The sequence below is a fragment of the Nocardia sp. 2TAF39 genome, assembly GCF_052114905.1.
Lineage (GTDB): Bacteria > Actinomycetota > Actinomycetes > Mycobacteriales > Mycobacteriaceae > Nocardia.
In genome coordinates this window covers 1-25,681 of record NZ_JBFRFQ010000070.1, presented here as the reverse complement: position 1 = coordinate 25,681, position 25,681 = coordinate 1, and the positions used below count along the sequence as shown (strand labels likewise).

The window sequence follows — 25,681 nt, the reverse complement described above, 5'->3', positions numbered from 1 at the left end:
TGACCTCGGCAACTTCCTCGATGGCCACCCCGGCCAGGTGCGGCAACAGCAACCGCACACCATGATCAACACACAGCCAGACATGATCGCAAGACCTCAGCCACCTGCCGCGCTCAGGCAACGCCGATCACGGAAAGTGGGCCAGATCCGAATTTCAGCGGCGCTTCCAGGAGCGAGATGGCCAGTACCATACCCAGCCAACACAAACCGGTTGCGATGACAACAGCTGCGGCGGTGGTCATTTCGCAGTCCCGGTCTGTGTCTGGGCGGGTGGCTGTGTGCCGCTGGTGGTGTTGATGGTGAGGTGGGCCAGGCACAGGTCCGGTGCGGCGAACGGTTCGAGCCGTTCGACGGCCACGGGCGCGGCCTGGCCCTCGAGCACGCCCCGCATCAGGCCCAGATGCAGCGGGCACACCACAGCCGCGCGGTTTTCGATCAGGTCCAGGAAGGGGCAGTGCCGCAACCTGATCCGCGTCCCGCTGCCGCTGGTGTCGGGTTCGGGGTCGAATCCGACCTCGTCGAGCACCCGCACCAGATCAACGATCGCCTGCTCGGCGGTCGACGCCGCAGCGCCCCTCTCACGGCTCACCCGCAGGCCCCAGGCGTGCCCGGCCTCGGTTGCTCGCGCCGACGGATCGGGTTCAGCGGCCAGTTGGGCGGTGAGGATGTCGGCGAGCAGCCGATAGTTGCGCGGACCGGCCGGGTCCATGCCCGCATGGGCGCGGAACATCTGCGGCGGCCGCCCGGGTCCGGAGCGCGAGCGCTGGACCCGCTCGGCCTGCCCGGCGTCGATCAACGCCTCGAGGTGGAAACGCACCGTGTTCGGGTGCAGCTGCAGTTTCGAGGCGATATCGACGATGCTCAACGCCACCGGCGATCTCCGCAGCACCGCGAGGACCTCGCCGCGACGCCCACCGGCCACGCCGGGCGGGGCGGTGTGCGACCCCGTCGGTGTGGCGCCGGCAGCCGTTTCGCGTGTCATGGCTGAATGCTCCGTTTCGGCAGCTGGGCCACCAGCGGGGTATCGACGCCGACCGGGCCGAGTTTGGTTGCGCCGCCGGGGGATCCGAGTGGCTGATCGCGGCCGGGCAGGGTGGCGGTGAAGAAGGCGGCGTTATCGTCGCGGTAGACCTCGAGCTCGGCGGGCAGGTCGTCCTCGTAGTAGATCGCCTCCACGTAGTAGATCGCCTCCACCGGGCACACGGGCACACACGCGCCACAGTCCACGCACTCGTCGGGGTGGATGTACAGGCAGCGGCCGCCTTCGTAGATGCAGTCGACGGGGCACTCTTCCACGCACGCCCGGTCCATCACATCCACGCACGGATCGCCGATCACAAACGCCATACCTCTATTTATACAGCCAAATCTTGTATAAACTAGGGGGACGGTGACGTGCACCCCGGTCGAATATCCCGGTGCAGGCCGACAAGTTGACTCGGGATCGGCTACTCCGCCTCGGCGTCGCCACGCCGACGACGGCGACGAATCGGTTGGTTCCACTGGCAAGAGGGCCGGGTACGCCATCGTTGTTTGTGCCCGTCGAGGAAGATGCACCGAGAGGGGATTCACCGTTGTCCGCAGCGCCCGCGCACACCGAGCCCGCTTTCGAGGCCGAGCGCCCGTTCCCGGCGCGGCTGGGGCCGAAAGGTGCGGCGATCTGGAAGGTCGTCACCACCACCGACCCGAAGCTGCTCGGGGTCATGTACATCGTCACGGCGATATCGTTCTTCCTCATCGGCGGGCTGATGGCGCTGCTGATACGGAGCGAGCTGGCGCGGCCGGGCCTGCAGTTCCTGTCGAATGAGCAGTACAACCAGTTGTTCACCATGCACGGCACGATCATGTTGTTGTTCTATGCGACGCCGATCGTTTTCGGTTTCGCCAACTGCGTGCTCCCGTTGCAGATCGGCGCCCCCGACGTCGCGTTCCCGCGGTTGAACGCACTCAGCTACTGGCTGTATCTGTTCGGTGCCTCGATCGCGACCGCGGGATTCATCACCCCCGGTGGCGCCGCCGGTTTCGGGTGGACAGCGTACGTGCCCTTGAGCCTGGCCGAACATTCCCCCGGGGTCGGCGCCGACCTGTGGATCCTGGGTGTGGCACTGTCGGGTGTGGGCACCATCCTGGGTGCGGTGAACATGATCACCACCGTCGTCTGCTTGCGCGCGCCCGGTATGACGATGTTCCGGATGCCGATCTTCACCTGGAACATTCTGGTGACCAGCATTCTTGTATTGCTGGCGTTTCCGATCCTGACCGCCGCTTTGATGGCCCTGGAGGCCGACCGGCACCTCGGGGGGCACATCTATGACCCCGCCACCGGCGGACCGATCCTCTACCAGCACCTGTTCTGGTTCTTCGGCCACCCTGAGGTCTACATTGTCGCGATACCGTTCTTCGGGATCATCACCGAGATCCTGCCGGTGTTCAGCCGCAAGCCCGTCTTCGGCTACACCGCGCTGGTGTTCGCGACCATCGCCATCGCCGCGCTCTCGGCCGCGGTGTGGGCGCACCACATGTTCGCTACCGGCGCTGTGCTGCTGCCGTTCTTCTCGCTGATGTCGTTTCTGATCGCGGTGCCGACCGGGGTGAAGTTCTTCAACTGGATCGGCACCATGTGGAAGGGGCAATTGACGTTCGAGACACCCATGCTGTGGGCGCTCGGATTCATCACCACCTTCCTGTTCGGCGGGCTGTCCGGGGTGATCCTGGCCAGCCCACCCCTGGACTTCCACATCACCGACACCTACTTCATCGTCGCGCATTTCCATTACGTGCTGTTCGGCACCATCGTGTTCGCGACCTTCGGCGGTATCTACTTCTGGTTCCCCAAATTCACCGGCCGCTTCCTCGACGAACGCCTGGGCCGCCTGCACTTCTGGACCACCTTCCTCGGCTTTCACACCACCTTCCTGGTGCAGCACTGGCTCGGCGCCGAAGGCATGCCGCGCCGCTACGCCGACTACCTGCCCGGCGACGGGTTCACCACCCTCAACACGATCTCCACGATCGGGTCGTTCGTTCTCGGGTTCTCGATGGTCACGTTCGTGTGGAACGTGTTCACAAGCTACCGATACGGCCAAGTCGTCGCCGTCGATGACCCGTGGGGCTACGGAAACTCCCTGGAATGGGCCACCAGCAGCCCACCACCACGGCACAACTTCTACGAACTACCCCGAATCCGTTCCGAGCGACCGGCATTCGAGCTGCACTACCCGCACATGGTGGAGCGGATGCGCGCCGAATCCCACGCCGGATGGGGTGCTGCCGACCACGCCGGCGTTGCAGTGGCCGAGGCACGCGCCAGCGAGCCATCGAACCCGGCCGATGAGTCCGATGCCGAGTAGATCGCCGCGACCTGCCACGCCAGCGCCTACCGCTGGTTTTCGGCATCGCCGGGCCGTAACCGTGGTGAACGGTGTGCGCCGCCAGGCTATTTCGCGACCGTCAGCAGTACCGCGGCGTCATCGAGCGCTTCGAGGCTGTGGCGGGCCTGCGGGACTATCAGCAGGTCACCGTGACGGCCCTCCCAGGAGGCGCCTGCGGTGTGTAGCTGGACCCGGCCGCGCAGGACCAGCAGCGTCGCCTCGCCCGGATTCTCGTGCTCGCCCAGCGCGGCGCCGGCAGCCAACGCGACCACGGTCTGTCGCAGCCGATGCTCATGCCCGCCGTACATCGTGGCCGCCGCTCGCCGCGCGGGGACGGCGTTCGCTCGCTTCAGCAGTTCTCGCGCCATCGCATCCACCGAGAACTTCTCCATCACAGCTCCTGCCTTCCCGTCCGACATCACATCGATCGCCATCTTCCAGCATCACCGCAGGCCGGTCTGGCTTCTCCGGGCAGCGGCACTCGCCGGCGGCGTCACGACAATCGACACACTCATGGACTGGCGGAGACCTGTTGTGACGATCGCGGAACCCACCACCACCGGCGGGGACGACCCGGCCGACGGGACCGGGCTCGTGCACTCGGCCAGCGGCGCGTGGCGCCCCGCTGCCGGTCACCTGGGCGGCCCGCACCCACCGCCCCGGCGGGCAGACCATCCCGGAAGAACTCGCCGCCGCCGAGCACTCGTCCTGTTTCGCGATGGCGTCGGCGCTGTGCCTGGACAACCAGCACACCTCACCGCAACTGCTCGAGATCACCGCCACCGTCGCCCTGGACCGCGTCGAGGCGACACCGACGATCGTGTCCTGCGCGCTGCGGGTCCGATTCCACACCCCCGGGCTCGCACCCACCGATTTCAAGGCCATCCTCGCCGAGGCCGCCGCCTTGTGCCCCGTGTCGGAGCTGTTCGCCGGGCCGAGATCCCCGTCGACGCCGAACTCGACACCCGGCAAGAGGCCGCACTCGACAAACGCATGGAAGGAGATGCTCATGTCCGACCCGTTGACCGCATTGACCGAGGCCGGGGTGTCGATCTGGCTCGATGATCTCAGCCGCGGGCGGCTGATCGAGGGCAGCTTGGCCCGCCTGGTCGCCGACCGGCACGTGACCGGGGTGACCACCAACCCGGCCATCTTCGCCAAGGCCATCACCGGCAGCGACGCCTATACCGGCCAGATCGGTCGTCTCACACTGCGCCGGGTCGATGTCGACACGGCATTACGGGAGTTGACCGCCTACGACGTGCGGTGGGCGTGCGATGTGCTGCGCCCGATCTATGACGCCACCGATGGGGTGGACGGGCGGGTGTCGATCGAGGTCGACCCCCGGTGGGCACACGACACCGACCGCACCGTCGCCGAAGCCAAGGCGCTGTGGTGGCTGGTGGATCGGCCCAATCTGCTGGTCAAGATCCCCGCCGCCAAACAAGGATTACTGGCGATCACCGCGTGTCTGGCCGACGGTATCGACATCAACGTCACCCTCATGTTCTCCCTGCACCGCTACCGGAAGGTGATCGACGCATTCCTCGACGGGCTCGAACAAGCTCGCGCGAACGGCCACGACATCTCCCGAATCCATTCGGTGGCATCGTTTTTCGTCTCCCGCGTGGACACCGAGGTCGACCACAGGCTCGACAAAATCGGCACCGATGCGGCCGCGGTCCTGCGCGGTGCCGCGGCGATCGCCAACGCACGGCTGGCGTATCAGCTCTACGAGCAGTACGTCGAGGGCGAGCGCTGGCGGGCACTGGCACATGCGGGGGCCCACCCGCAACGACCGTTGTGGGCCTCGACCGGGGTGAAGGACCCCCGTTACGACGACACCCGCTACGTCACCGACCTCGTCGCACCCGGGGTGGTGAACACTATGCCCGAGGCCACCCTGCGCGCGGTCGCCGACCACGCCCACATCCCGCGCGACAGCATCCACGGCACCTACCCGCAGGCGCGCCGGACCCTCGAGGAGCTGGCCGTGCTCGGCATCGACTACGGCGATGTCGTGGCCACCCTCGAAATCGACGGGGTCGCGAAATTCGACGACGCCTGGGACCACCTCTCCGGTGAACTGTCGGCCGCCCTCGCCGGGTCCAGGCGGTGACCACCATGGCTGCGGTCGAAACAATCGTGATCGCCGGGGCCGGTCTGGCCGGCGCGAAAACCGCACAAGCGTTGCGCGAGGGCGGGTTCGAGGGGGCCGTCATCCTGGCCGGCAACGAAACCCACCGCCCCTACGAGCGGCCGCCGCTGTCGAAGGACTACCTACAGGGCAAGGCTGGACGCGACAGCATCGACGTGCACGAACCCGACTACTACACCCGCCACGACATCGACCTGCGAACCGGCAACGCTGTCACCGACATCGACCCACACGCCCGCCAGGTCGTGTTCGATGACGGGCACCGGCTGGGCTATGACCGGCTGGTGCTGTGCACCGGCGCCACCCCGCGGCAGCTGCCGCTACCCGGCGCCGACGCCGACGGCGTGCTGTATCTGCGCAGCGTCGACGACAGCGACCAGCTGCGCGCCACCCTGGCCACCGCATCGGCGATCGCCATCGTCGGCGGCGGCTGGATCGGGCTCGAGGTCGCCGCCGCCGCGGTCGCGGCCAGAGTTGCGGTCACCGTCGTCGCCCGCGCACCCGTGCCCCTGACAGGCGTGCTGGGACCGCAGATGGGGCAGGTGTTCGCTGAGCTGCACCGCAGCCACGGCGTCGGCCTGTGTACCCACCGGTCCCCGACCGAAATCCTTACCCACAACGGCACCGCGGTCGGGCTACGGCTCGACGACGGCACCCAGATCGATGTCGACGCCGTCCTCATCGCTGTCGGCGCTGTCCCCGACACCGCGCTCGCCGCCCGTGCCGGTCTCGCCCTCGACGACGGTGTCCTGGTCGACGCCTCGCTGTGCAGCAGCGACCCCGCCATTTACGCCGCCGGTGACATCGCCCGTGCCGAACACCCGCTGCTGGGGGGCCGGGTGCGGGTGGAGCACTGGGCCAACGCCCTGCACCAGCCCGCCACCGTAGCCGACGCCATCCTGCGTCGGCCCGCTTCCTATCAGCGGCTGCCGTACTTCTACACCGACCAGTACGAGCTGAGTATGGAATACACCGGGTACGTCCCACCCGGTAGCAGCGATCGGGTCGTCGTGCGCGGCGAGGTCGATCGGCTCGAGTTCATCGCGTTCTGGGTGCGCGAGCGGCGCGTGCTGGCCGGGATGAACGTCAACACCTGGGAGGTCACCGAGCCGATCAACCAGCTCATCCGCGACCGCACCCCGCTCGCCTTCGACCGACTCGCCGACCCGAGCGTGCCGCTGGCCGACCTCACGGCACCCCGGTGAAACCCAACCAGCCGCGACACCCCCCACCCCTCACCGAAACGGAGCACTGAAACGCATGCCCGAACACCTGAGTGTCGAATTCGTCATCGATCACGAATATCGCGTCCGCATCGGCAACGGCGGCGACACCATGGAATCGGAGTTCGTCGTCGATCCCGACGTGCTGACCGAACTGGGCCTCGATCCAAGCGACGAGCGGCGCATCGTCGAACACACCGCACGGTTCCTGGCCGATCATCAACCGGTTATCGATTTCCCCGCCTTGGTCTACCTCGACGAAGTCGCCGCCGCCTACCGCGACTACCCCGATGAGTTGCGGCGCAGACTCGGCTGAGTCGATCCGCTGCAATGCTGGACCGCACGTCCACATCCGCACCGACCGCGAGACGTCGTCATCACCAGCCTGGGCCTGGACGAGTCGCGATCGGCTTCGCCGCGGCCTGAGCAAACTGGATCGTGTAGCCCTTCAGCAGGCTGCTGCACGCGTGAAACCTTCCGGTCCGCTACCAGTGGCGGGCCCTGCATCGTCCACCACGACCGGGGCCTGCGAGCCGGCGCGGCGGGGCGACGGTGGCTGCGGATGGCGCTCGCGCCGTTCCGCTCGGGCGGGTGGCCATACAGCGAAATCAGTGGGCCACGTTGTCGGCGCACCGGCCTGATGGCCGGTCGCACCTGATCAGGAGGCGCATCACATGTCCGAATCGCTGCATCCGTCCGCTACCACACCGATCCTCGCGCACCGCCAGGTTCTCCCGACGAGGGTGCGCGAGGCCTTCGGAAACGTCGACCGCGCGGTGTGCGACGACGGCGCACCGGCCCTCCACACGATCGACCGGGCCGATGTGCACATCGATTCCGGCGACGGGCCGCAGTGATGAGCGCCAACAGCTTCGGGGCCCGCGACGTGCGGACGGTCGATGACCGGGAGTTCACCATCTACCGGCTCGACCACATCCCGACCGCGCACGGGCTGCCCTACAGCCTCAAAGTGCTGCTGGAAAACCTGGCCCGCCGCGAGGACAGGCACCTGGTCACCGCCGAGCAAGTACGTGCCCTCGCCGCGTGGGACCCGGCCGCGGTCAGCGCCACCGAAATCGCGTTCACACCGGCGCGGGTATTGATGCAGGACTTCACCGGGGTGCCGTGCGTGGTGGACCTGGTCGCCATGCGAGACGCGATGACCGCGCTCGGCGGCGACCCGGGCCGGATCAACCCACTGATCCCGACCGAACTGGTCATCGACCATTCGGTGATCGCCGACGTCTTCGCCCGCCCGGACGCCTTCGCGGTCAACGCCGAGTTGGAGTTCACCCGCAACGTCGAGCGCTATCAGCTGCTGCGGTGGGCGCAGCAGGCTTTCGACGGCTTCTCTGTCGTGCCTCCCGACACCGGGATCTGCCACCAAGTCAACCTCGAATACCTCGCGCGGGTGGTGTTCACCCACGACGACCCGAATGGTGGGCCGCCGCTGGCCTATCCGGACACCCTGGTGGGCACCGACTCGCACACCCCGATGGTCAACGGCCTCGGTGTGCTCGGCTGGGGAGTCGGCGGCATCGAAGCCGAGGCCGCGATGCTCGGCCAGCCGATGAGCATGCTGATCCCACAGGTTCTCGGAATCAAACTGACCGGCGAGTTACCGGAGGCCACCACCGCCACCGATCTGGTGCTCACCGTCGCCGAACTGCTGCGCCGCACCGGCGTGGTCGGCAAGTTCGTCGAGTTCTACGGCCCCGGGGTGGCGAACGTGCCGCTGGCCAACCGCGCCACCATCGGCAACATGAGCCCAGAATACGGCTCGACCTGCGCGATCTTCCCGATCGACGACGTGACAGTGGACTATCTGCGGCTCACCGGGCGCCCCGAACACCAGATCCGCCTCGTCGAGGCCTACGCCAAGGCGCAGGGGCTCTGGCACGACAACGGCCACGAACTCGACTACAGCCAGCGGATCGAACTGGACCTGGCGACCGTGGAGCCGTCCATCGCCGGACCGAAACGCCCGCAGGACCGCATCCCACTGGCCGATGCCCCACACGCGGTCGCATCCTTGCTGACCGGCCAGCCTGCCGCGACGGCACCAGTAGGGCTGGACCAGGCCTCGGGCGAGTCGTTCCCGGCCAGCGACCCCATCGCCGTCGACCGCGACCGCGCCGTCGACAAGCCGAGTGACCCGTGTCGGTGCGGGCAGGCGCACCGGTGGCCGTCGGCGCCGCAGGCGCTGACCCTCGCCGACGGAACCGCCACGACGGTCGACCACGGGCACGTGGTGATCGCGGCGATCACCTCGTGCACCAACACCTCCAACCCGTCGGTGATGATCGGGGCTGCGCTGCTGGCGAAGAAGGCGGTCGAAAAGGGACTGACCCGCAAGCCGTGGGTCAAGACCTCTCTCGCGCCGGGTTCGCGGGTGGTCACCGACTACTATGCGCGCGCAGGGCTCACACCCTACCTGGACGAGCTGGGGTTCTCCCTGGTCGGCTACGGGTGCACCACCTGCATCGGCAATTCCGGCCCGCTGATCCCCGAAGTCAGCGCCGCTATCGCCGCGGGCGATCTCACGGCGTGCTCGGTGTTGTCGGGCAACCGCAACTTCGAGGGTCGCATCCACCCGGAAACGAAGATGAACTTCCTGGCCTCCCCGCCGCTGGTCATCGCCTACGCGCTGGCCGGCACGATGCGCATCAACCTGCTGGGTGACCCGCTGGCCACAACCCCTGACGGCACCGAGGTGTATCTGCGCGACATCTGGCCCAGCACAGCCGAAATCGAGGAAGTCATCGCCGCCAATTTGCGCTCGGAGATGTTCATCGACGGCTACGCCGACGTATTCACCGGCGACGACCGCTGGCGCGGCCTCGATGTCGCGGCCGGACAGATCTACACCTGGAATACCGAGTCGACCTACGTGCGGCACCCACCCTACTTCGAGCACATGACCCGCGAACCGTACCCGGTCGCCGACATCAGCGGCGCCCGGGTACTCGCGGTGCTCGGCGACTCGGTGACCACCGACCACATCTCCCCGGCCGGGGCGATCAAACGCGACGGCCCCGCCGGAACCTACCTCCAGCAGTGCGGCGTCGTACCGAAAGACTTCAACTCCTACGGCTCGCGACGCGGCAACCACGAGGTGATGATCCGCGGCACCTTCGCCAACATCCGGTTACGCAACCACCTCGCCCCGGGCACCGAGGGCGGGGTGACCCGACACCTACCGGGCGGGCAGCAGATGAGCATCTTCGACGCCGCCACCGTCTACACCGCCGAACAGGTGCCGCTACTGATCCTCGCCGGGGCCGAATACGGCTCCGGGTCCTCGCGAGACTGGGCAGCCAAGGGCACACTGCTGCTCGGCGTGCGGGCGGTGCTGGCGCGCTCGTTCGAGCGGATCCATCGATCGAACCTGATCGGTATGGGAGTGCTGCCGCTGCAATTCACCGACGGCGAAACGGTGCAATCACTCGGCTTGACCGGTGAGGAAACCTACTCGATCACCGGGCTGGTGCACGCGAACACCGCCGAGGACTTTCCGCGGCAGGTGATCGTTCGCGCCGTCGACGACACCAGGCACACAATAGAATTCGCCGCGACCGTGCGGATCGACACCCCCGCCGAGGCTGCCTACTACCGGCACGGCGGGATCTTGCACTACGTGCTACGCCAACTGCTCACAGACTGAAACGACCCGATCGTCGTCGAGGTACGACAGTATGGCCCCCACGCGCAACCGCCACACCACACGGCCATCAATCACCTGCGTCGGATCGCCGCCGACATTGCTGAGCGGGACCCGCGACGTGAACCAGCCAAGCCGCGGTCCTCGCCGCTTGCTCACCGAAACCCCGGAGCAGCCCCACTGGACGGCGAGGTCGGGATTCCCTTCGGCTGGTGTGCAGCGATAAGCCCTTGACGGCGGAGTGCCAGCACGCGCCGCACCTTCTCACCACAGTCACCCCGCAGGCTGCCCACGTCGGTGTCAGCGATGTCTGGGGCGTCGACCGTCGTATCAACGGCATCCGAGGGCGTTCCGTTGCTCCGACCAGGCACGTCGCGGTTTCCGGGAGGCTGTGCGAGGCAGTCGTCCGCGCGTCGGGCGGGAACCGTCGAAGGCAGGCAGATGCCGTCGGCAGCTCAGGCACCACTGCGTGGTGGGGATGGTTTGCAGTAGGTGGATCGGGATCTCGGTGTGACAGCCGCGGCAGCGGCCGTAACGGCCTGTGGTGATGAGCGTGCGGGCTTCATCGATGTCGGCCAGGGCTTGTCGCGCGGCGGCGGCCAGTTTGATGGTGACCTCATGCCTGGCCTTATCAGCCGCGTCGGTGGATACGGGCGCGCGGTCGATTTCGCCTTCGAGTTCAGCCAGCTGCTGCAGGCGGAAGCTGCGTTGCTGATTCAGTGTCGCTCGCAGCGCAGGTAAATGGTCGCTGAGGCGTGCGGGTGCGACGGTGGGTGCGAGGGTCATCTGGTCTCCAGGATCGGTAATTCGGAATGCGGTTCCAGGCGCGGTCACGTGAGAAGGGAGGGATGGACCGCCTGCCGGCGGCCCCCTGCATGTGTTGGATTCAACGGTCAGCGCACAGGTCCGCCCGCCGCGGCCGGTGTGGTCGCGATGGTTGCGGTGCGGATGCCGGGCACTGTGCGCGTCAGCGCCATGGCGATGCGCCGTTCGGATTCGTCGGCGAACCGGCCGGAGATGGTGACATCGCCCTCGTCGACGGTGACACGCCAGCGCCGTGCGCCGGTGTATTGATCGAGGCGATTCTGTGCACCAGCCGTGAGTGCGTCGTCGGAGGTGAGCATGATGCGCAACGCGTCGCCGCGGCTGAACATGCCGACCACGCGGTCGCCGGCATCGACGACGGGCAGACTGCGCAGTCCGTGCGTTGCCAGCTTGCTCGAGACCTCGGCCAGTGCCGCGCTGCCGGGCACCGACACCGCCGGTGTGGTCATCACCGCGCTGACCGTGTCGTCGAGTCCGCCTGCCCGCAAGAGGTCACCGCTGTTGAGTACCCCGATGAGGCGATCGTTCTGGTCCAGAACGGGCAACGCCGCGTAGCCCAGTTCGGCGAGCATCAGCGCCGCCTCGCGTGCTGTGTTGTCGGGCCGCACGGCGATGACCGGTCTATGCATCACCTCGCTTACCTGCATGTCCATCATTCCGTTCAACTCCGTTCAACTCCGTTCAACTCCGTTCAACTCCGTTCAACTGGCTACCGGCTCGGCACGAGGGGGCAGATCCGTGGCTGGGCTGTCCTCGTTTTCGCCGGTGGCTTGGTGGGTCGGTCCGTAGGGGACCGCGTCTAGCAGCGTCACCGCCACGATCGCGCCGCTGGGTGTGTGGTAGATACGGCGTTCGCCCGGTCGCGCGCCGGTGAGGGCGCTGCCCAGTGGCGATTGTGGAGTAGACCTCCATCTCGCTGTCTTCGGCTTCGCGTACTGCGAGCAGGAACGTCTCGACCTGGTTGGTGTCGTCGTAGCGGACGGTCAAGACCATGCCGGGCTCGGCGATACCGTCGTCGGGTGGGTCGTGATCGGTGAGGGCGTTGCTGAGCAGGTGCTCGATCCTGCCGATGCGTGCCTGGCGCGCCGAATGCAGAGGCTGGCTGAGTGCGTAGTCGTCACTGTCCCCATCGGGCATTTCGATGTGGCGTTGGGCGAGCAGTTCCTGCAATTCGGTTTGAAGCTGATCATGGGCTCGTGATGTCATCCAGATAGCTGCGGTGCTGGTCATGTGGGTTTGTGTCCTTTCTGGTTGGGGTCGGGAAGTGCCGTCAGAGGCGGGCCAACGCGGCGTGCCGCCCCTGACGACGCGCAGGCCCTGATGTCGGGCCCGGTCTCAGTCGCTCGGACCCACGAACTAGCGCGGGTGCGTGTGTCGGATCAGCGCAGCGGATCGGATTCGCGCGGCGCATCAGGTCCATAAGGTGCATTGGCTGGCCACGGTCGGTTGTCGATCCGATCGATGCCCACCATTTCGCTGCTCCTACCTGCGATCTCTTCTCACCTCTATGATGGCGTGGCTGTCGAGGCGATCGGTTGCGCTGATCGGACAATCGAGGCGTCGAGATTGTGACGATGGCACAGCGCAGGTGTGTCAGGCGTTGTCGGTGACGGCGAGTTCGATCATCATGGCCAGGCGTTTGCGGGGGTCGTCCAAGTCGAGGCTGGTCACCTCGGCCATCTTGCGCAGCCGGTTACGAATGGTGTTCTCGTGCACGCCCAGGAGGGCACCCGCTTCGGCGGGGTCGCCTTGGGACTGCAACCAGACGCGCAGCGTTGCCACGTACTGGGTGGAGTTCGCGCGGTCGTGACGCCGCAACTCCGACACCGGCCCCCGTGCCGGGGTGCGCCCGGAAAGCCCTGCGGTACGAAGGCGTTGCAGCAAAATTTCGTCCCACGACTCGTCATAGGCGGGGGGCGCGGCATCCGCTGAGCGGGCCTCCTGCAAGGCCAGGCATTCCTCGGCCTCTTGGCGCGCCAACGCCAATTCCGTGGCACGGGCTACGGCGCTGATACCGGCCGACACCGTCATCTGCTCGGGCAGTGCCGCTTGTAGCTGGCTTGTCCAGCGGCGTGCCATGTCCGCCTGGTCGGCGGGCAGCACGGTGTAGATGGTGTCGCCGACCAGGGCGCTGCGGCTCGGACGGGACCAGCCGAATCCCGTTGTGGCGCGCTCGAAGACCAGCAGCAGCGCGGCGTGCTGCTCGTCGGCGATCCGAGCGCGCAGCGCGATCACCCGCAAACTCTCCGGCGCCAACCCCAGCCTGCTGGCCACCGTCGCCGCGTCCGCGGCGCCCTCCAGCAATCCGATCACCAGTTCGGATTCCACCTGACGCTCCAAGTCCGCGCTGGCCCGCGACCGCAACAGGTGCAGCGCCACCGTGCGCGCACCCTCGGCCAAGGCCCTGCGCCGAGCGCCCTGTAACGGTGCCGGGCACGACACCCACACCGAGCCCAGCACTTGCCGGCCCACACGCACGGCCACGACCATTCGCCCCCTCATACCACGCTCTGCCTGCGCGGGAACGAACAACGGTTCCGCCGAAGCGGCCAAATGCGCGAAGACACCGTGCGCATCGAACACCGCCCGCAACCACGGCGGCATCTCCCGGCCCAGGATCGTCTCCACCCGTGCGGGGTCGAGGTGGGACTGCGGCCTGGAATACGCCAGCACCCGAGACCGGCGGTCCTCGATCGTCACCGCACCGCCCACCACATCGGCCAGACTGTCGGCCAAGGCGAACAAATCGGTCGGGCCGCGACCGGCCTCCGTCTCGCGCCCTTCCAGCACCAACCCGTACACCACAGCCGCCACCTCGCTCCAAGCCACCGCGGGGTCGACCACCAGTACCGCCACACCCTCGATCTGCGGCTCGCCCTCGAGCTCGCTCCCACGGATGAGCGCGACAACAGCCCGCGCTGACACCGCCCAGTCCACCACCTCAGATATCGAGCGTGCCCCGATCCCCAGCAGCACATCACCCACTTCCATGGGGTCCTCATCGGCGCCGTGGATCACCACGCTGCGCAAGGGGGTCGATCGCGGAATCGAACCCAACCGCAAACGGACCCCATAGCCACCCAGTACGTTCGCCAACCGGTCCAATGTCACCATGAGCCGCTCCGATGCCGAACCGACGGTGCGGCGCGATCAGGCGCCCGACGCGGCCAGTAGAAGGTGTGGGCGCGGAAGCCGGTCCGGCTTTCGCGACATCGGTGCATCAGGATGGACGTTATCGATACCCCGCACCGCATCAACCGGATGAGGTTTCCGGTGCCCCGCCGCGTTCGAACATGGCCTCGAGACTTCCCTGTAGACGCGGGGCGATGTGTATGGCGAGGCTCCTCCGCGTCCGCGTCCGCGTCCGCGACCGGCCTGTGGCGCGTGGCGAGCCATCACTTGCCAGGTGACCTGTTCGGTTGTGCGACGAGGTCGGCGAGGACGGCTGCTTCGCTGATGTCGGTGTTCTTGGTGCCGGTGAGCAGGGTGAGTTTGTGTTGATCGGCTAATTCGCGCAGGTGTGTGAGGGCAGCGGCGCGGTCGGGTTCGGTGAGCTCGTCGCGGTAGCGGCGGGCGAATTCGTCGAAGAGTTCCGGATCGTGGCCGTACCATGTGCGCAGTTCGGTGGATGGGGCGATCTGTTTGCACCATTCATCGAGGTGGGCTCTGGCTTTGCTGACGCCGCGGGGCCACAGCCGGTCCACCAGTACGCGGGTGCCGTCGTGCGGGGTGGGGTCGTCGTAGATTCTGCGGATGTGCACAGTGCGTCGAGTCGTCATCATCGACCTCCGGGTTTATCGCTGCTCGAGTTGCCGGGATTGTGTGCGGTGAGCACGTCGGCGAAGAGGTTGTGGATGCTGGCGACTACGTCGGCTTCGCGAGTGCGGCCGACGGTCGTCCATATCTTCTCCGCGGGAGGCTTCGATGGCGCGAGCGATAATCGTCGGGTTGGCTGTCACCCCCGCCGATCCCGTCAGCCACCATTGCCTCGAGAACTCGACGATGTAGGAGCCCGTGGGGCCGCCCCTGCGCGGATGCGGCCTGGTCACCCCCAGGCCATCAGCCTCGACGAACGTCATCAAGCCTCCAGCAATTGTTCATCTCATCGCGATGTACGCCTGCGGAGTCTCAGCGAGGACAGCTTCCGCGGTCGGTGCGCGCGCCCATCGCCGACAACCGGCCATTCAGCCGGCACCTGCCACATACCGAACGGTACGCGCCCGACCGGACTTTGGCGATTTGTGTTGGACGAGCACACATCATGATGCAGGCGGTCTCCGCAGATACAGGACACGCTTATGTGTGGACGGCGCCGACACGCAGCGTGATGACCTTGACCGTCGATGTGATCAGGGCAGGCGCACACTAGGGATATGCGCCCGATCGCGCCCCAGGCGCCGGCTGGTCGATTGATCGACGCCGGCGACAGGAGCCGCAGCGCCGACCGCGCTACCCATGGGCGAGCTGACAGTGTGCCTCGGTGCCGCCCGAAGAGCCCTGCGCAGGGTGCCGGTCGCCGCAGGGTGGATAGCGAGCCGTCATGACTCCCGTCGAACGCACCTGGTCGCGGGTCGGCCTCAGCACGTTGGGGATGCCCCAGCCGATATCGGCCTGTCTGTTCGACCTCGACGGTGTTCTCACCGATACCGCGAAAGTGCATGCGGCGGCATGGAAGGAGATGTTCGACTCCTACCTGCGGACCCGCGCGCAACGCGGCGACGAACCGTTCGTCGCGTTCGACCCAGTCGCGGAGTACGACACTTACGTCGACGGGAGGCCACGGATCGATGGCGCCCGGGCGTTCCTGACCTCACGCGGGATCGACTTGCCTCTAGGCGGCCCCGGCGCCCCTCCCGACGTCGAGACGGTGACCGCGCTGGCCAACCGGAAGAACACTCTTGTGCTGCGCCGCATCCAACGCGACGGTGTCCGCGTCTATCCAGGCTCGGCCCGGTACGTGCGCGCCGTCGGTGAGGCCGGGTTGCGGCGGGCGGTGGTGTCGTCGAGCACCAACTGCCGCGACGTCCTCATCGCCGCCGGTATCGAGAACCTGTTCGAGCAACGGATCGACGGCGTGACGGCGGAGCACGAAAATCTGGCCGGCAAACCGGCACCGGACATGTTTCTCGCCGCCGCGAGATCCCTCGATGTCGAACCGGAGAACGCCGCTGTGTTCGAAGACGCGCTCGCCGGGGTTGCCGCCGGACGAGCAGGTGGATTCGGCTTCGTCATCGGCGTCGACCGGATCGGGCAGGCCGAAGAACTCACCGCGCACGGCGCCGATCAGGTGGTGACAGACCTGTCTGATTTGCTGAGCCTGCCGTGATCAACCATCCCGCCTTCACGATCGAACCGTGGTGCCTACGGGCGACCGATCTGGACCTCGAGGTGCTCGCACAGACCGAGTCGGTTTTCGCGCTCGGTAACGGCCACATCGGCTGGCGAGCGAACCTCGAGGAGGGCGAACCCCATGGGCTGCCTGGCTCTTACCTCAACGGGGTTCACGAGTTGCGCACGCTGCCCTACGCGGAGCCCGGCTACGGCTACCCCGAATCCGGGCAGACGATGATCAATGTGACCAACGGCAAAGTGATTCGGCTGTTGGTCAACGACGAGCCGTTCGATGTGACCTACGGCATGTTGCGTGCCCACGAGTGGTGTCTCGACTTCCGCGACGGGGTGCTTCGGCGTGAGACCGAGTGGGTATCGCCGGCCGGCTGCGCCGTGCGGGTCTCCTCGACCCGGCTGGTTTCGCTGGTACACCGCTCGATCGCTGCGATCCGATACCAGGTCGAGGCCCTCGACGCCACGGTGCGGGTGGTGGTGCAATCCGAACTCGTCGCCAACGAACGATTGCCGGCGACAACCGGTGACCCGCGTGTCGCGTCTGCTCAGGCGCCTATGATCGCCGAGGAACACGCGGCCAGGGGCACTCGCGCCGGGCTGGTGCATTCCACCGGGCGCAGCGGGTTGTGTATTGCCGCGGTGATGGACCATGTGGTCGACGGCCCCGCCGGGGTGGAAGTGGCGTCGGAGAGCTTCCCGCATCTGGGCCGGATGACCGTGACAGCGCAGCTGTCACCAGGGCAACGGCTGCGGTTGGACAAGCTGGTTGCCTACAGCTGGTCTGGATCCCGCTCGCTGCCCGCGGTGCGGGATCAGGCCGACGCGGCGCTCGCAGGCGCCGGCCACACCGGATGGGATGATCTGGCAGCCCAGCAGCGCGCCTACCTAGACAAGTTCTGGGACCGCGCCGACATACAGATCGACGGCGATCCCGAAATCCAGCAGGCGGTGCGCTTTTCGTTGTTCCATGTGTTGCAGGCCGGCGCACGAGCCGAGGGCAGAGCGATCGCGGCGAAAGGGCTGACCGGGCCCGGCTACAACGGGCATTGCTTCTGGGACACCGAGGCCTACGTGTTACCGGTACTGACCCAGGTCGCCCCCGCCGCCGCCGCTCACGCGCTGCGCTGGCGGCATTCCACCCTCCCGATGGCCACCGCACGCGCGAATCAACTGGGGTTGGCTGGTTCGGCATTCCCGTGGCGGACGATCCACGGCGAAGAATGCTCCAGCTACTGGCCCGCCGGCACGGACGCGTTCCATATCAACGCCGACATCGCCGACGCTGTCCTGCGCTACATCGACACGACCGGCGACCACGTATTCGAACGCGAGATCGGCCTGGAACTCCTCGCCGAAACGGCACGGCTGTGGGCTTCGCTGGGCCACCATGACGCCGAGGGCCGCTTCCGGATCGACGGGGTCACCGGACCCGACGAATACAGCGCGGTCGCCGACAACAACGTCTACACCAACCTGATGGCGCAGCAGAACCTGCGCGCCGCCGCCGACTCCGCGACCCGCCATCCCGACCTCGCCCGAAACCTCGGGATCGGCGAGGAAGAGACCGCCGACTGGCGAGACGCCGCCGCGACCATGTATATCCCCTACGACGCGGCGCGCGGCGTCCACCCGCAAGCAGAGGGCTTCACAGACCACCAACTGTGGGACTTCGCCACCACGACGGCGGACAGATATCCGCTGCTGCTGCACTACCCGTACTTCGACCTGTACCGCAAACAGGTCGTCAAACAAGCCGATCTCGTCCTGGCCATGCACCGGCGGCCCGAAGCGTTCACTCCCGAGCAGAAGGCCCGCAACTTCGCCTACTACGAACGGCTCACCGTCCGTGACTCCTCCCTGTCGGCCTGCACACAGGCAGTCATCGCCGCCGAAGTGGGCCACATGGCTCTGGCCTACGACTACCTCGCCGAGGCTGCGCTCATGGACCTCGACGACCTCGAGCACAACACCCGCGACGGCCTGCACATCGCCGCCCTCGCCGGAAGCTGGATCGCCTTGGTGGCCGGACTGGGTGGCATGCGCGACCACCACGGCGCCCTGAGTTTCGCTCCACGCCTGCCCGAGGCGTTGACCCGGCTCGCATTCACCATCACCCTGCGGGGACGATGCCTGGCGGTGGAGATCACCTCGACCGAGGCGACCTACACCCTGCGCACCGGCGAACCGGTCGACATCACACATCATGGGCAGCCGATCACCGTGTCTGTCGACGGCCCGCTCACGCTACCGATCGAGCTACCGTCACAGGTCGTGCCACAGCCGACACAGGTCCCCGGCCGGGCCCCGACCCCGCGGCACCACCGCACCGGCCCTCACCCATACTGAGCCACGGCGGGACAGGGCAGCGACAACACCGAATCCCGACGACCGGCATCGGATGCCCGCCCGGGTCGGAGGACCGATGACGCAGGCAAGAGGTGAGTCGATACCGCCGTTCGCGCGCCGGGTCTTGGATGTGATCGACCGGATTCCGGTCGGCCGGGTGATGTCCTATGGCGCGATCGGCGACCAGGTCGGCGGCGGTGCCCGGCAAGTAGGACGTGTCATGACCGCCTGGCCCGAACAGACCCAGTGGCATCGGGTCGTGCACGCCGATGGCACGCCCGCGACCTGTCACGCAGGTCGTGCTCTGGACCTGCTGCGCGCCGAGGGAACCCCGATGCGCGGCAACCGTGTGGACATGACATGCGCACAGTGGAGTGCCCCGCCCGATCACACCGGCATCGGCGGATAGGTGACTCGTGTCCCGCGGACTGTCGCGAAGCCCGTCATCGCGGCCGGTGTGAGCGTCGCGGCGCCCATGATGTGCTGGACATCGATGCCGCGCACGAGCAAGGCGTCGGCAACGAGGCGGCGATGGCACCGCCAGAAAACGGCCTCAGCGCACATGAGGGCGGTGACATGTTCCGTGGCCAGCGCGATGAGTTCCTCGATCGCCTCCTCGAACGAGGGCGTCTGCATATAGTCGGCGTACCCGCGGAAGGATGTGTTGTGCCATCCGGTGTTGATCGAACCCTCCGCCGGCTTTCGTAGTCCGCCCAGCCCCGGCAGCGGCCGGTAGTCGATACCGGCCGCGGTCAGCGATCCCGCGAGCCGGTCGATGTGAAACTGCGGATTGTGCCCGGACTTGGGCACGGTCCGGATGTCTGCCACCAGACCGATGCCGAAATGCCTCAGCATCCCGACGAACTCCGTGACGGTGTGAGTGGAATGGCCGATGGTGTACACGGTCGACATGGCGCTCCCACTCATATTGCCGTTACGGGCACTCCGGCGCGAAAACGGAAGCGCAGGCGCCGCGTTCGCCGAATGCCGGGACCGCCGCCAGCACGGCCACCTCGGACGGTGCGCGAGCTATCCAGCGGTGGCGCAGGGCTTCTAGGGTCACCGCGCAGAGCCCGATCTAGCCATCTGGCTCGTGCCGAGCGGGCGATTCCGCGTGACGCCACAGTAACCATCACTTTGAAATGGCGGTGCGAGCACGTTGCGTGCGCTCCGCACGATGGTGTCACCCAGCAACCCCTACAGGAACAACACCTGTCGCATCAGCAGACGCCGGGCCTTCGGTCAGGCGCTGACGCCCGCGAGGGCGAAGAATTCTTGGCGGGAACGCGGATCTTCGCGTAGGACGCCCAGCAGCGCGGAGGTGACGGTGGCCGACCCGACCGACTGCACTCCACGCAAGGTCATGCAGCTGTGCTCGGCCTGGATGACCACACCGACCCCACGAGGCCGCAAGTGCTCGGCGAGCCAATCGGCGATTTGCTTGGTGAGCCGCTCCTGCACCTGGGGTCGGCAGGCGAAGTGCTCTGCCACACGGGCGAGCTTGGACAGACCGATGATGCGCTCGCCGGGCAGATACCCGATGTGCACGGTGCCGACGAACGGCAGCAGATGATGCTCGCACACCGACCGCAGCGGGACGTCGCGCACCAGGATGAGCTCATCGTAATCCTCGTCGTTGGGAAAGGTGGTCAGGTCGAACGCGCGGGGGGTGAACAACTCGGCGTAGCCGTGCGCCATGCGCCGAGGCGTGTCACGCAGGCTTTCCGAGTCCCGTGCGATCCCGAGAGCTCGCAGGAAGGCGGCCGCGGCGGTTTCGGCCGCGGCTAGGTCCCTGCCCGGTGCCTGATGTAAAACGTGGAGTGCTGCGTGCGAACGCATGGCCGGCTCCTTCCACGGAAGACCTTGATGATGTCCACCCGTGCGAAGCCTGGACGGCCCCGCCGGGGTGGACGAATGAACGAGACCGACTACACGCCCGAACACGAAAGAGCAGTAGCGGGATACAGCTAGGCGGCACTGAGTTTGTGGGCAGGCGCGGTGCGGCGATGCCAGGCCGGATCGTAGACGAAAGCCAACCGGCCCAAGGTGAGCGCAGCGAGCGCAAGCCCGAAGTCACGCAATGCGACGTCATAGAAGCCCGGATAGCTCAGCAGGTTGATCACGATGCCGACGAGCCACGCGGCGACGATGTAGGCCGCATATCGCGGTTTGACCGCGACGGCGACGCCCGCGGCGATCTCGATCACCCCGACCACCCACATCGCCTGCTGCGCACTGACGGGGACGACCTCGAGCACCCACGGCGCCAAATAGTTCTCCCAGGTAGTGAGCACATTGGTGAACTTGTCGATACCGAAGACGATCGGCAGCACGGTGAAGCCGATCCGCAGCAACACAAACGCCCCATATGCGGGGTCGCTACGAGTTCGTTGCACGACCTCCCCGAGGCTGTGGGCGGGAGCCGATGGGTGCGACGTGGGGCCATTCATCACGTAATCTTTCTGTAAAAATAATAACTCCTGTTTTTAGAGTCTCCTGCCAGCGCTTATTTGTCAATGTTCTTTGGTGTTAGAGTTGGAGGATGCCTACTCCTCGATCCGCCGCTCCGGTGGTTCTGGCGGCGCTGAGCAACCTGGATGACCCGTTGCGGCGCAAGCTCTACGAGTACGTGATCGAGAGCGATGCGCCGGTCTCGAGGGAGCAGGCCGCCGCCGCCGCCGGGATAAGCCGGACGCTCGCGGCCTATCACCTCGACAAACTGGCCGATGCGGAGTTGTTGACGGTCAGCTACCAGCGGCCGCCTGGCCGCGGCGGGCCTGGTGCGGGACGCCCGGCGAAGTTCTATACCCGGGCCACGAAGGAAATGACGCTTAGCGTGCCGCCGCGGGACTACGAGCTGCTGACCCGGATATTGGTTTCCTCGGTCGAACAGGACACCAGCGCAGCGGTGCGGGCGGCGGTGAACGAAGCCGCACTCGATGCAGGCAAGCGGGCGGTCACCGACACCGGCGGAGACCTGCTGGCGGCGCTGCGCAGTTGCGGCTACTTGCCGCAGGTCGACCACGGCCGCATCAACTTACGCAACTGTCCTTTCCACCTGGTTGCCCAGGACCACAGGGACCTGGTGTGCGGGCTGAACCTATGTTTGGTCGAGGGCACGATCGCCGGAAGTACCCAGCGCAACGCGCACGCAGAATTGGACCCGCGTCCGGACCGGTGCTGCGTGGTAGTCCACCACACGGCGCCAGCCGACGCGCTTGCGCCGCCGCCTTGACAGTTCTGTCAAACCACGAAGATGCGAGCAAGCCTTGGACGGTGATCGGCAATCAGCCTTCGCGCTGTCGCGCAACACCGACGCGGAAACACTCGTCGCTCACCATGCCGCGAACCTGGGATGCGAAGTTCGTCGGGAACTGTCTGCTCAAGCGATTCGAGAGTTCGCAGCAACCGCCCGATGGCATGAGGTCCTCCCGGGAATCTGCTGATTTCCACAGGCAACAGCCGGTAGCGTGGGGATCGGGCGGGGGTTCTGAAAGGGGAACAGAATGGGTGCCGTACGGGCTGCGTCGTGCTTGATGGAAGTGTCCGATTTGGATCGCTCGGTGCGCTTCTACTGCGACGTATTCGAATGCCGGATCGCGATCCACGAGCCGGACGCTGCGCTGCTTCTGACGCCCGTCGGCTTCCAGCTGTACCTACGGTTGAGCGAAACGTCTGTGAGGCGCAACATCGGCGACCTGGGCATCACACAGATCATCTGGTCCACCGACAGCAAAACAGCACTGGACCAAATCGAACACCGACTGCGCATGTGCTATCCCCCCACCTACACCAACACGGCGAACGGGATCAGTTTCGTCGATGGCATCGACCCGGACGGTTGCCGCGTGTTGATCGCCTATCCCAGCCCCGAACAGCTTCCACGCGAGGTTATCGATAATCGGTTCCGATGACGCAAGCTGGCCGAGCGGGTTTGCCCAGCAATTTACAGTCCCCACACGCAGCCATAGATGACGAGCGCGGCGCGGAGATCAGGCGCAACAAGTGCATGTCGCACGACAACAGTCTGAACTTGAAACTACAATTCAGCAGCAGTTCGGCTATCTGCGGCGCCGCCCGAGATCACCGAGGACTCGGTTGCGGGTGATCGCGGTCTCGACCACGGTGACCGAGCATCTGGCCAAGGCCGCAATCAACGGCGACTGGGTGCACAGTGCCCAACGGCATGGACATCCCCGATGTTCACCACGCGTCTGCGCACCAACGCCGAGCGCGACGTCTTCGCCGCGGTCGCGCGCCGCAACCGGCTCCTGTCCGGGCGGGTGTTTCTGCTCGAAGCGCTTGTCGCTGCCGGTCGAGGCCGACATCGAAGCGATGCTCGCCGGCACCCCGGTGATCACCACCGGTCATGAGGGCCCCGTGACTACATCCCATGTCTGCTTCAGGCTGCTGAGCCCGCCTGCTGATCCGGCCGCGCTCGTCGACGCCCTCGCCCACGTGCTCACGGACACACTCTGCACAACTGTCCCGCGCCGGAGGCGGCAATCGCCTCGAGTTCCGTTGGGTGTCTGTTGATCAACTCGACGCATCGATCTGTGTCCGGACTGCTTACCCCAGCGCGCACCGGGTCCTGGCAGGGCTGGCGCGAGTGAACGCGCCCGATGTCATGACCCTGACCGGCCCGTTGGGCTTGGTCACGGAGAGTTGTCGGGCCGCGGCAGCGCGACCACCCGCGCGGTGTGGCCCGTGCGTCCGGCGAGGGTCGCATTCTCGGTGGCGAGGGTGTTGATCACCATCGCGTATTGGCGAAGGCGCTGCTCGAGGTCGGCCACCTGCTCGAGCAGGGTGGCGTGTTTGACGCGCAGCTGCAGGTAGTCGCTGCCGCATCGGCACTTGACTGTCTGTGCCGCCGCGGCGGCCTTGACTTCGGCCTGGAACTGTTCTTTCAAGTCGATGTGGCGATGGGTCAGCTGCCAGCGTTTGATTCCTGCCTCGATCGCCAACTGTGACACGCTCAAACGGCCCGTGGACCGCAGTGCAGTCCCGGCCAGCAGACGGGCCATCGCCGCGAGGATCGCCGAGCGTGTCGCTTCGTCCTCGGCCCGCGTCGTCGATTCGGTCACTGGCGGTCGTCCTTCCTGGATTGCTCGTGGGCGTCGAGCACGGTCCGCAATCGGTGTAGTTCGTGTCGTTCTCGTTCGTGGCGGATTGGCGGCGCCAGCGGATCGGCAACGATCTGGGTGAGTGCGTCGTGGCGGGCTCGGATCGTGAGGATGTCGCGGTCGGTGCGAGCGATGTTGCGGCACTTGGGCCGGCAATCGTCGAGGTCTGGGGTGACCAGCGGATCGTTTGTGGTGCCACGGATCTGGCACGCGGCGTGCGCGGGCTCGAACACGCAGGTCATGCCGTCGCCGTGGTGGATCCGCAACAGTGGGTTGCCCAGCAGATCACGCGCTTGACGGCTGTTGGTGAGCACGTGTCCGGCGAACTGACTGTCGGCTGCGCCGACACGCATCTGAGGTTCCCCCGCTTTCTCGGAGGGCTCTGAGCATGGTCCGATAGGACGATGGAAGGAGTCATTCGTGGCAGCACCGAAGAAGTACCCCGATGAGTTGAAGGCGCGGGCGGTCCGGTTGTATCGGGAGTCCGATCCCAAGCCGACGGTCCGGAAGCTGGCTCAGCAGCTCGGGGTGCATCACGAGGCGTTGCGGAACTGGATCCGCCAGGCCGAGGCCGATGCCGGCGAACGTAGTGATCGACCGCCGACCGATGTGGCCGCCGAGAATCGGGAACTCAAGAAGCGGGTGGCCGAGCTGGAGCGAGTCAACGCAGTATTACGTTCTGCGAGTGCATATTTCGCCTCGGAGCTCGACCAGACCCGGAGGTGATCGTGCGGTTCGTCAAAGAACACCCGCAGTACCCGGTCGAGCTCGTATTACGGGTGCTCGAAATTCCGTCCTCAACCTTTTATGAGTGGCGCAGGCGCGCGGCGCAGCCCTCGGCGCGGCAGCTGCTGGAGGAGGAACTGCTGGGCGAAATCGTGGACATCCACACCAGCTCGGGCGGCACATATGGCTCGCCGCGGGTGCATGCCATGCTCGCCCGCGCATTCGGGTCGGTCGCAAACGAGTCGAGCGGTTGATGCGGTCGGCGGGGTTGCAAGGCGCATTCCTGCGGCGCAGGTGGCGGGTTCCGTCGACGCGACAGAATCCGCGAGCCACATCGGCACCGGATCTGGTCGAGCGCGACTTCACCGCCGCCGAACCGAACAGGCTGTGGGTGGCCGACGCCACACGTATCCCGACCGGTCAAGGCGTCTTCTGGCTAGCCGCGGTGCGGGATGCGTTCTCCAACCGGATCGTCGGATGGAAGACCTCGGACCGCTGCGGCACCGATCTCGTGCTCGGTGCGCTCGAATACGCGGTCTGGTCACGCGATATCCGTGACGGTGAATTGATCCACCACAGCGACAGGGGGTCGACCTATACCGCGATCCGGTTCGCGAATCGTTTGGCCGACAACGGGATTGCTCAGTCCATGGGGTCGGTTGGTGACAGCTATGACAACGCGTTGATGGAGAACTTCTTCTCCACCTTAAAAACAGAACTGGTCTACCGCCACGCCTGGCGCACCCGCGGCGGGTGAGGTTTACCCCGAATGGTGGACAGGGGTTCAAGCAGCTTTTGCTGCGTCTGTCAGGGATTGCTCGTAGCGTAGGGGGCTGAGCATCCCGAGGGCGGAGTGCCGTCGATCATGGTTGTACTTGTGGATCCAATTGTCAACCGCAGCA

Annotated in this window: 28 protein-coding genes and 2 pseudogenes; 16 read left to right on the top strand and 14 right to left on the bottom strand. The window is 66.4% G+C overall.

Annotation, left to right across the window (positions count from 1 at the left end; genetic code table 11):
• Positions 1-238 precede the first annotated feature (238 nt).
• Together AB4Z47_RS28895 and fdxA are read right to left on the bottom strand one after the other, a co-directional pair.
• On the bottom strand, positions 239-982 hold the full coding sequence (locus tag AB4Z47_RS28895) for a helix-turn-helix transcriptional regulator (RefSeq protein ID WP_441955561.1): 744 nt from the start codon (positions 980-982) through the stop codon (positions 239-241).
• Positions 979-1,347 (bottom strand): ferredoxin, encoded by a 369-nt coding sequence (gene fdxA, locus AB4Z47_RS28890; protein WP_441955559.1) that lies wholly within the window; start codon positions 1,345-1,347, stop codon positions 979-981. Before fdxA ends, AB4Z47_RS28895 begins: the two co-directional genes overlap by 4 nt.
• Before the next feature lie 227 nt (positions 1,348-1,574).
• On the opposite strand from fdxA, the gene ctaD reads away from it, so the two are divergent.
• Entirely contained in the window at positions 1,575-3,350 is a 1,776-nt protein-coding gene (ctaD, locus tag AB4Z47_RS28885) for an aa3-type cytochrome oxidase subunit I (protein WP_441955557.1), read from the top strand.
• A gap of 86 nt (positions 3,351-3,436) precedes the next feature.
• Here ctaD and AB4Z47_RS28880 read toward each other — a convergent pair whose 3' ends face one another.
• Positions 3,437-3,763: a cupin domain-containing protein gene (locus AB4Z47_RS28880; RefSeq protein WP_441955567.1), complete on the bottom strand. Its 327-nt coding sequence runs from the start codon at positions 3,761-3,763 to the stop codon at positions 3,437-3,439.
• 233 nt (positions 3,764-3,996) lie between these two features.
• On the opposite strand from AB4Z47_RS28880, the pseudogene AB4Z47_RS28875 reads away from it, so the two are divergent.
• The 7 genes and pseudogenes from AB4Z47_RS28875 to AB4Z47_RS28845 all read left to right on the top strand — a co-directional run.
• A pseudogene (locus tag AB4Z47_RS28875) lies at positions 3,997-4,290 on the top strand (OsmC family protein); the annotation flags it as partial.
• A gap of 84 nt (positions 4,291-4,374) precedes the next feature.
• Complete coding sequence (gene tal, locus AB4Z47_RS28870) at positions 4,375-5,490, top strand: transaldolase (RefSeq protein ID WP_441955565.1); 1,116 nt, start codon at positions 4,375-4,377, stop codon at positions 5,488-5,490.
• Between the two features lie 5 nt (positions 5,491-5,495).
• The gene (locus AB4Z47_RS28865; protein WP_441955555.1) at positions 5,496-6,734 is read left to right on the top strand and encodes an NAD(P)/FAD-dependent oxidoreductase; all 1,239 of its coding nucleotides are present in this window, start codon (positions 5,496-5,498) and stop codon (positions 6,732-6,734) included.
• Between the two features lie 55 nt (positions 6,735-6,789).
• The gene (locus AB4Z47_RS28860; RefSeq protein WP_441955553.1) at positions 6,790-7,068 is read left to right on the top strand and encodes a hypothetical protein; all 279 of its coding nucleotides are present in this window, start codon (positions 6,790-6,792) and stop codon (positions 7,066-7,068) included.
• A 358-nt stretch (positions 7,069-7,426) separates the two neighbouring features.
• Positions 7,427-7,609, top strand: coding sequence for a hypothetical protein (locus tag AB4Z47_RS28855; protein ID WP_441955551.1), 183 nt, complete (start codon positions 7,427-7,429; stop codon positions 7,607-7,609).
• Entirely contained in the window at positions 7,609-10,416 is a 2,808-nt protein-coding gene (locus AB4Z47_RS28850; RefSeq protein WP_441955550.1) for an aconitate hydratase, read from the top strand. The genes AB4Z47_RS28855 and AB4Z47_RS28850 overlap by 1 nt, the downstream gene beginning before the upstream one ends.
• 489 nt (positions 10,417-10,905) lie before the next feature.
• The gene (locus AB4Z47_RS28845) at positions 10,906-11,154 is read left to right on the top strand and encodes a hypothetical protein (protein ID WP_441955548.1); all 249 of its coding nucleotides are present in this window, start codon (positions 10,906-10,908) and stop codon (positions 11,152-11,154) included.
• Positions 11,155-11,306: 152 nt separating this feature from the next.
• Here AB4Z47_RS28845 and AB4Z47_RS28840 read toward each other — a convergent pair whose 3' ends face one another.
• The 4 genes and pseudogenes from AB4Z47_RS28840 to AB4Z47_RS28825 all read right to left on the bottom strand — a co-directional run bounded on the left by AB4Z47_RS28840 (position 11,307) and on the right by AB4Z47_RS28825 (position 15,017).
• On the bottom strand, positions 11,307-11,894 hold the full coding sequence (locus AB4Z47_RS28840; RefSeq protein WP_441955546.1) for a CBS domain-containing protein: 588 nt from the start codon (positions 11,892-11,894) through the stop codon (positions 11,307-11,309).
• Between the two features lie 45 nt (positions 11,895-11,939).
• Positions 11,940-12,468 (bottom strand): annotated as a pseudogene (locus AB4Z47_RS28835) (GreA/GreB family elongation factor).
• A gap of 363 nt (positions 12,469-12,831) precedes the next feature.
• The gene (locus AB4Z47_RS28830; RefSeq protein WP_441955544.1) at positions 12,832-14,352 is read right to left on the bottom strand and encodes a PucR family transcriptional regulator; all 1,521 of its coding nucleotides are present in this window, start codon (positions 14,350-14,352) and stop codon (positions 12,832-12,834) included.
• A gap of 281 nt (positions 14,353-14,633) precedes the next feature.
• Positions 14,634-15,017, bottom strand: coding sequence for a DUF488 domain-containing protein (locus AB4Z47_RS28825; protein ID WP_441955542.1), 384 nt, complete (start codon positions 15,015-15,017; stop codon positions 14,634-14,636).
• A 761-nt stretch (positions 15,018-15,778) separates the two neighbouring features.
• Here AB4Z47_RS28825 and AB4Z47_RS28820 point away from each other — a divergent pair.
• The 3 genes from AB4Z47_RS28820 to AB4Z47_RS28810 all read left to right on the top strand — a co-directional run bounded on the left by AB4Z47_RS28820 (position 15,779) and on the right by AB4Z47_RS28810 (position 19,339).
• A complete protein-coding gene (locus AB4Z47_RS28820; RefSeq protein ID WP_441955540.1) occupies positions 15,779-16,564 on the top strand; it encodes a beta-phosphoglucomutase family hydrolase in 786 nt (261 codons plus the stop codon).
• A complete protein-coding gene (locus AB4Z47_RS28815; protein ID WP_441955538.1) occupies positions 16,561-18,930 on the top strand; it encodes a glycoside hydrolase family 65 protein in 2,370 nt (789 codons plus the stop codon). The genes AB4Z47_RS28820 and AB4Z47_RS28815 overlap by 4 nt, the downstream gene beginning before the upstream one ends.
• Positions 18,931-19,006: 76 nt before the next feature.
• Complete coding sequence (locus AB4Z47_RS28810) at positions 19,007-19,339, top strand: MGMT family protein (RefSeq protein WP_441955536.1); 333 nt, start codon at positions 19,007-19,009, stop codon at positions 19,337-19,339.
• Here AB4Z47_RS28810 and AB4Z47_RS28805 read toward each other — a convergent pair.
• From AB4Z47_RS28805 to AB4Z47_RS28795, 3 genes are all read right to left on the bottom strand, one after another.
• Positions 19,318-19,842 (bottom strand): DUF488 domain-containing protein, encoded by a 525-nt coding sequence (locus tag AB4Z47_RS28805; protein WP_441955534.1) that lies wholly within the window; start codon positions 19,840-19,842, stop codon positions 19,318-19,320. The genes AB4Z47_RS28810 and AB4Z47_RS28805 overlap by 22 nt on opposite strands.
• 330 nt (positions 19,843-20,172) lie before the next feature.
• The gene (gene folE, locus AB4Z47_RS28800; RefSeq protein WP_441955532.1) at positions 20,173-20,769 is read right to left on the bottom strand and encodes a GTP cyclohydrolase I FolE; all 597 of its coding nucleotides are present in this window, start codon (positions 20,767-20,769) and stop codon (positions 20,173-20,175) included.
• 128 nt (positions 20,770-20,897) lie between these two features.
• Positions 20,898-21,380 carry a hypothetical protein gene (locus tag AB4Z47_RS28795; RefSeq protein WP_441955530.1) on the bottom strand — a complete coding sequence of 161 codons (483 nt, stop codon included), beginning with the start codon at positions 21,378-21,380 and terminating at the stop codon, positions 20,898-20,900.
• A 92-nt stretch (positions 21,381-21,472) separates the two neighbouring features.
• Between AB4Z47_RS28795 and AB4Z47_RS28790 the strand changes: the two genes are divergently transcribed.
• Together AB4Z47_RS28790 and AB4Z47_RS28785 are read left to right on the top strand one after the other, a co-directional pair.
• Complete coding sequence (locus AB4Z47_RS28790; RefSeq protein ID WP_441955528.1) at positions 21,473-22,165, top strand: helix-turn-helix transcriptional regulator; 693 nt, start codon at positions 21,473-21,475, stop codon at positions 22,163-22,165.
• 301 nt (positions 22,166-22,466) lie between these two features.
• Positions 22,467-22,844 (top strand): VOC family protein, encoded by a 378-nt coding sequence (locus tag AB4Z47_RS28785; RefSeq protein WP_441955526.1) that lies wholly within the window; start codon positions 22,467-22,469, stop codon positions 22,842-22,844.
• Positions 22,845-22,991: 147 nt separating this feature from the next.
• On the opposite strand, the gene AB4Z47_RS28780 is transcribed toward AB4Z47_RS28785, so the two are convergent.
• The 3 genes from AB4Z47_RS28780 to AB4Z47_RS28770 form a co-directional block, all read right to left on the bottom strand.
• A complete protein-coding gene (locus AB4Z47_RS28780; RefSeq protein WP_441955524.1) occupies positions 22,992-23,258 on the bottom strand; it encodes a hypothetical protein in 267 nt (88 codons plus the stop codon).
• A gap of 327 nt (positions 23,259-23,585) precedes the next feature.
• Positions 23,586-24,014, bottom strand: a complete 429-nt coding sequence (locus tag AB4Z47_RS28775) for a hypothetical protein (RefSeq protein ID WP_441955522.1) — start codon at positions 24,012-24,014, stop codon at positions 23,586-23,588.
• A complete protein-coding gene (locus AB4Z47_RS28770) occupies positions 24,011-24,406 on the bottom strand; it encodes a hypothetical protein (RefSeq protein ID WP_441955520.1) in 396 nt (131 codons plus the stop codon). Before AB4Z47_RS28770 ends, AB4Z47_RS28775 begins: the two co-directional genes overlap by 4 nt.
• Before the next feature lie 67 nt (positions 24,407-24,473).
• Between AB4Z47_RS28770 and AB4Z47_RS28765 the strand changes: the two genes are divergently transcribed.
• From AB4Z47_RS28765 to AB4Z47_RS28755, 3 genes are read left to right on the top strand one after another with little or no spacing between them, the layout of a single operon-like run.
• Positions 24,474-24,779, top strand: a complete 306-nt coding sequence (locus tag AB4Z47_RS28765; protein ID WP_441955518.1) for a transposase — start codon at positions 24,474-24,476, stop codon at positions 24,777-24,779.
• Positions 24,780-24,781: 2 nt separating this feature from the next.
• Positions 24,782-25,033 (top strand): IS3 family transposase, encoded by a 252-nt coding sequence (locus AB4Z47_RS28760; protein ID WP_441955516.1) that lies wholly within the window; start codon positions 24,782-24,784, stop codon positions 25,031-25,033.
• On the top strand, positions 25,033-25,536 hold the full coding sequence (locus AB4Z47_RS28755) for an IS3 family transposase (RefSeq protein WP_441955514.1): 504 nt from the start codon (positions 25,033-25,035) through the stop codon (positions 25,534-25,536). Before AB4Z47_RS28760 ends, AB4Z47_RS28755 begins: the two co-directional genes overlap by 1 nt.
• Positions 25,537-25,563: 27 nt before the next feature.
• Here the strand turns inward: AB4Z47_RS28755 and AB4Z47_RS28750 are convergent.
• Positions 25,564-25,681: integrase core domain-containing protein (locus tag AB4Z47_RS28750; protein WP_441955563.1), on the bottom strand; the 118-nt coding region annotated here is incomplete at its 5' end.

Excerpts from the sequence above, each read along its gene's own strand:
- AB4Z47_RS28895 (WP_441955561.1), bottom strand. The coding sequence starts at position 982 with ATGACACGCGAAACGGCTGCCGGCGCCACACCGACGGGGTCGCACACC.
- fdxA (WP_441955559.1), bottom strand. The coding sequence starts at position 1,347 with ATGGCGTTTGTGATCGGCGATCCGTGCGTGGATGTGATGGACCGGGCG.
- AB4Z47_RS28880 (WP_441955567.1), bottom strand. The coding sequence starts at position 3,763 with ATGGAGAAGTTCTCGGTGGATGCGATGGCGCGAGAACTGCTGAAGCGA.
- tal (WP_441955565.1), top strand. The coding sequence starts at position 4,375 with ATGCTCATGTCCGACCCGTTGACCGCATTGACCGAGGCCGGGGTGTCG.
- AB4Z47_RS28865 (WP_441955555.1), top strand. The coding sequence starts at position 5,496 with ATGGCTGCGGTCGAAACAATCGTGATCGCCGGGGCCGGTCTGGCCGGC.
- AB4Z47_RS28860 (WP_441955553.1), top strand. The coding sequence starts at position 6,790 with ATGCCCGAACACCTGAGTGTCGAATTCGTCATCGATCACGAATATCGC.
- AB4Z47_RS28855 (WP_441955551.1), top strand. The coding sequence starts at position 7,427 with ATGTCCGAATCGCTGCATCCGTCCGCTACCACACCGATCCTCGCGCAC.
- AB4Z47_RS28850 (WP_441955550.1), top strand. The coding sequence starts at position 7,609 with ATGAGCGCCAACAGCTTCGGGGCCCGCGACGTGCGGACGGTCGATGAC.
- AB4Z47_RS28840 (WP_441955546.1), bottom strand. The coding sequence starts at position 11,894 with ATGATGGACATGCAGGTAAGCGAGGTGATGCATAGACCGGTCATCGCC.
- AB4Z47_RS28830 (WP_441955544.1), bottom strand. The coding sequence starts at position 14,352 with ATGGTGACATTGGACCGGTTGGCGAACGTACTGGGTGGCTATGGGGTC.
- AB4Z47_RS28825 (WP_441955542.1), bottom strand. The coding sequence starts at position 15,017 with ATGACGACTCGACGCACTGTGCACATCCGCAGAATCTACGACGACCCC.
- AB4Z47_RS28820 (WP_441955540.1), top strand. The coding sequence starts at position 15,779 with ATGACTCCCGTCGAACGCACCTGGTCGCGGGTCGGCCTCAGCACGTTG.
- AB4Z47_RS28810 (WP_441955536.1), top strand. The coding sequence starts at position 19,007 with ATGACGCAGGCAAGAGGTGAGTCGATACCGCCGTTCGCGCGCCGGGTC.
- AB4Z47_RS28805 (WP_441955534.1), bottom strand. The coding sequence starts at position 19,842 with ATGTCGACCGTGTACACCATCGGCCATTCCACTCACACCGTCACGGAG.
- folE (WP_441955532.1), bottom strand. The coding sequence starts at position 20,769 with ATGCGTTCGCACGCAGCACTCCACGTTTTACATCAGGCACCGGGCAGG.
- AB4Z47_RS28795 (WP_441955530.1), bottom strand. The coding sequence starts at position 21,380 with ATGAATGGCCCCACGTCGCACCCATCGGCTCCCGCCCACAGCCTCGGG.
- AB4Z47_RS28790 (WP_441955528.1), top strand. The coding sequence starts at position 21,473 with ATGCCTACTCCTCGATCCGCCGCTCCGGTGGTTCTGGCGGCGCTGAGC.
- AB4Z47_RS28785 (WP_441955526.1), top strand. The coding sequence starts at position 22,467 with ATGGAAGTGTCCGATTTGGATCGCTCGGTGCGCTTCTACTGCGACGTA.
- AB4Z47_RS28780 (WP_441955524.1), bottom strand. The coding sequence starts at position 23,258 with ATGTCGGCCTCGACCGGCAGCGACAAGCGCTTCGAGCAGAAACACCCG.
- AB4Z47_RS28770 (WP_441955520.1), bottom strand. The coding sequence starts at position 24,406 with ATGCGTGTCGGCGCAGCCGACAGTCAGTTCGCCGGACACGTGCTCACC.
- AB4Z47_RS28755 (WP_441955514.1), top strand. The coding sequence starts at position 25,033 with ATGCGGTCGGCGGGGTTGCAAGGCGCATTCCTGCGGCGCAGGTGGCGG.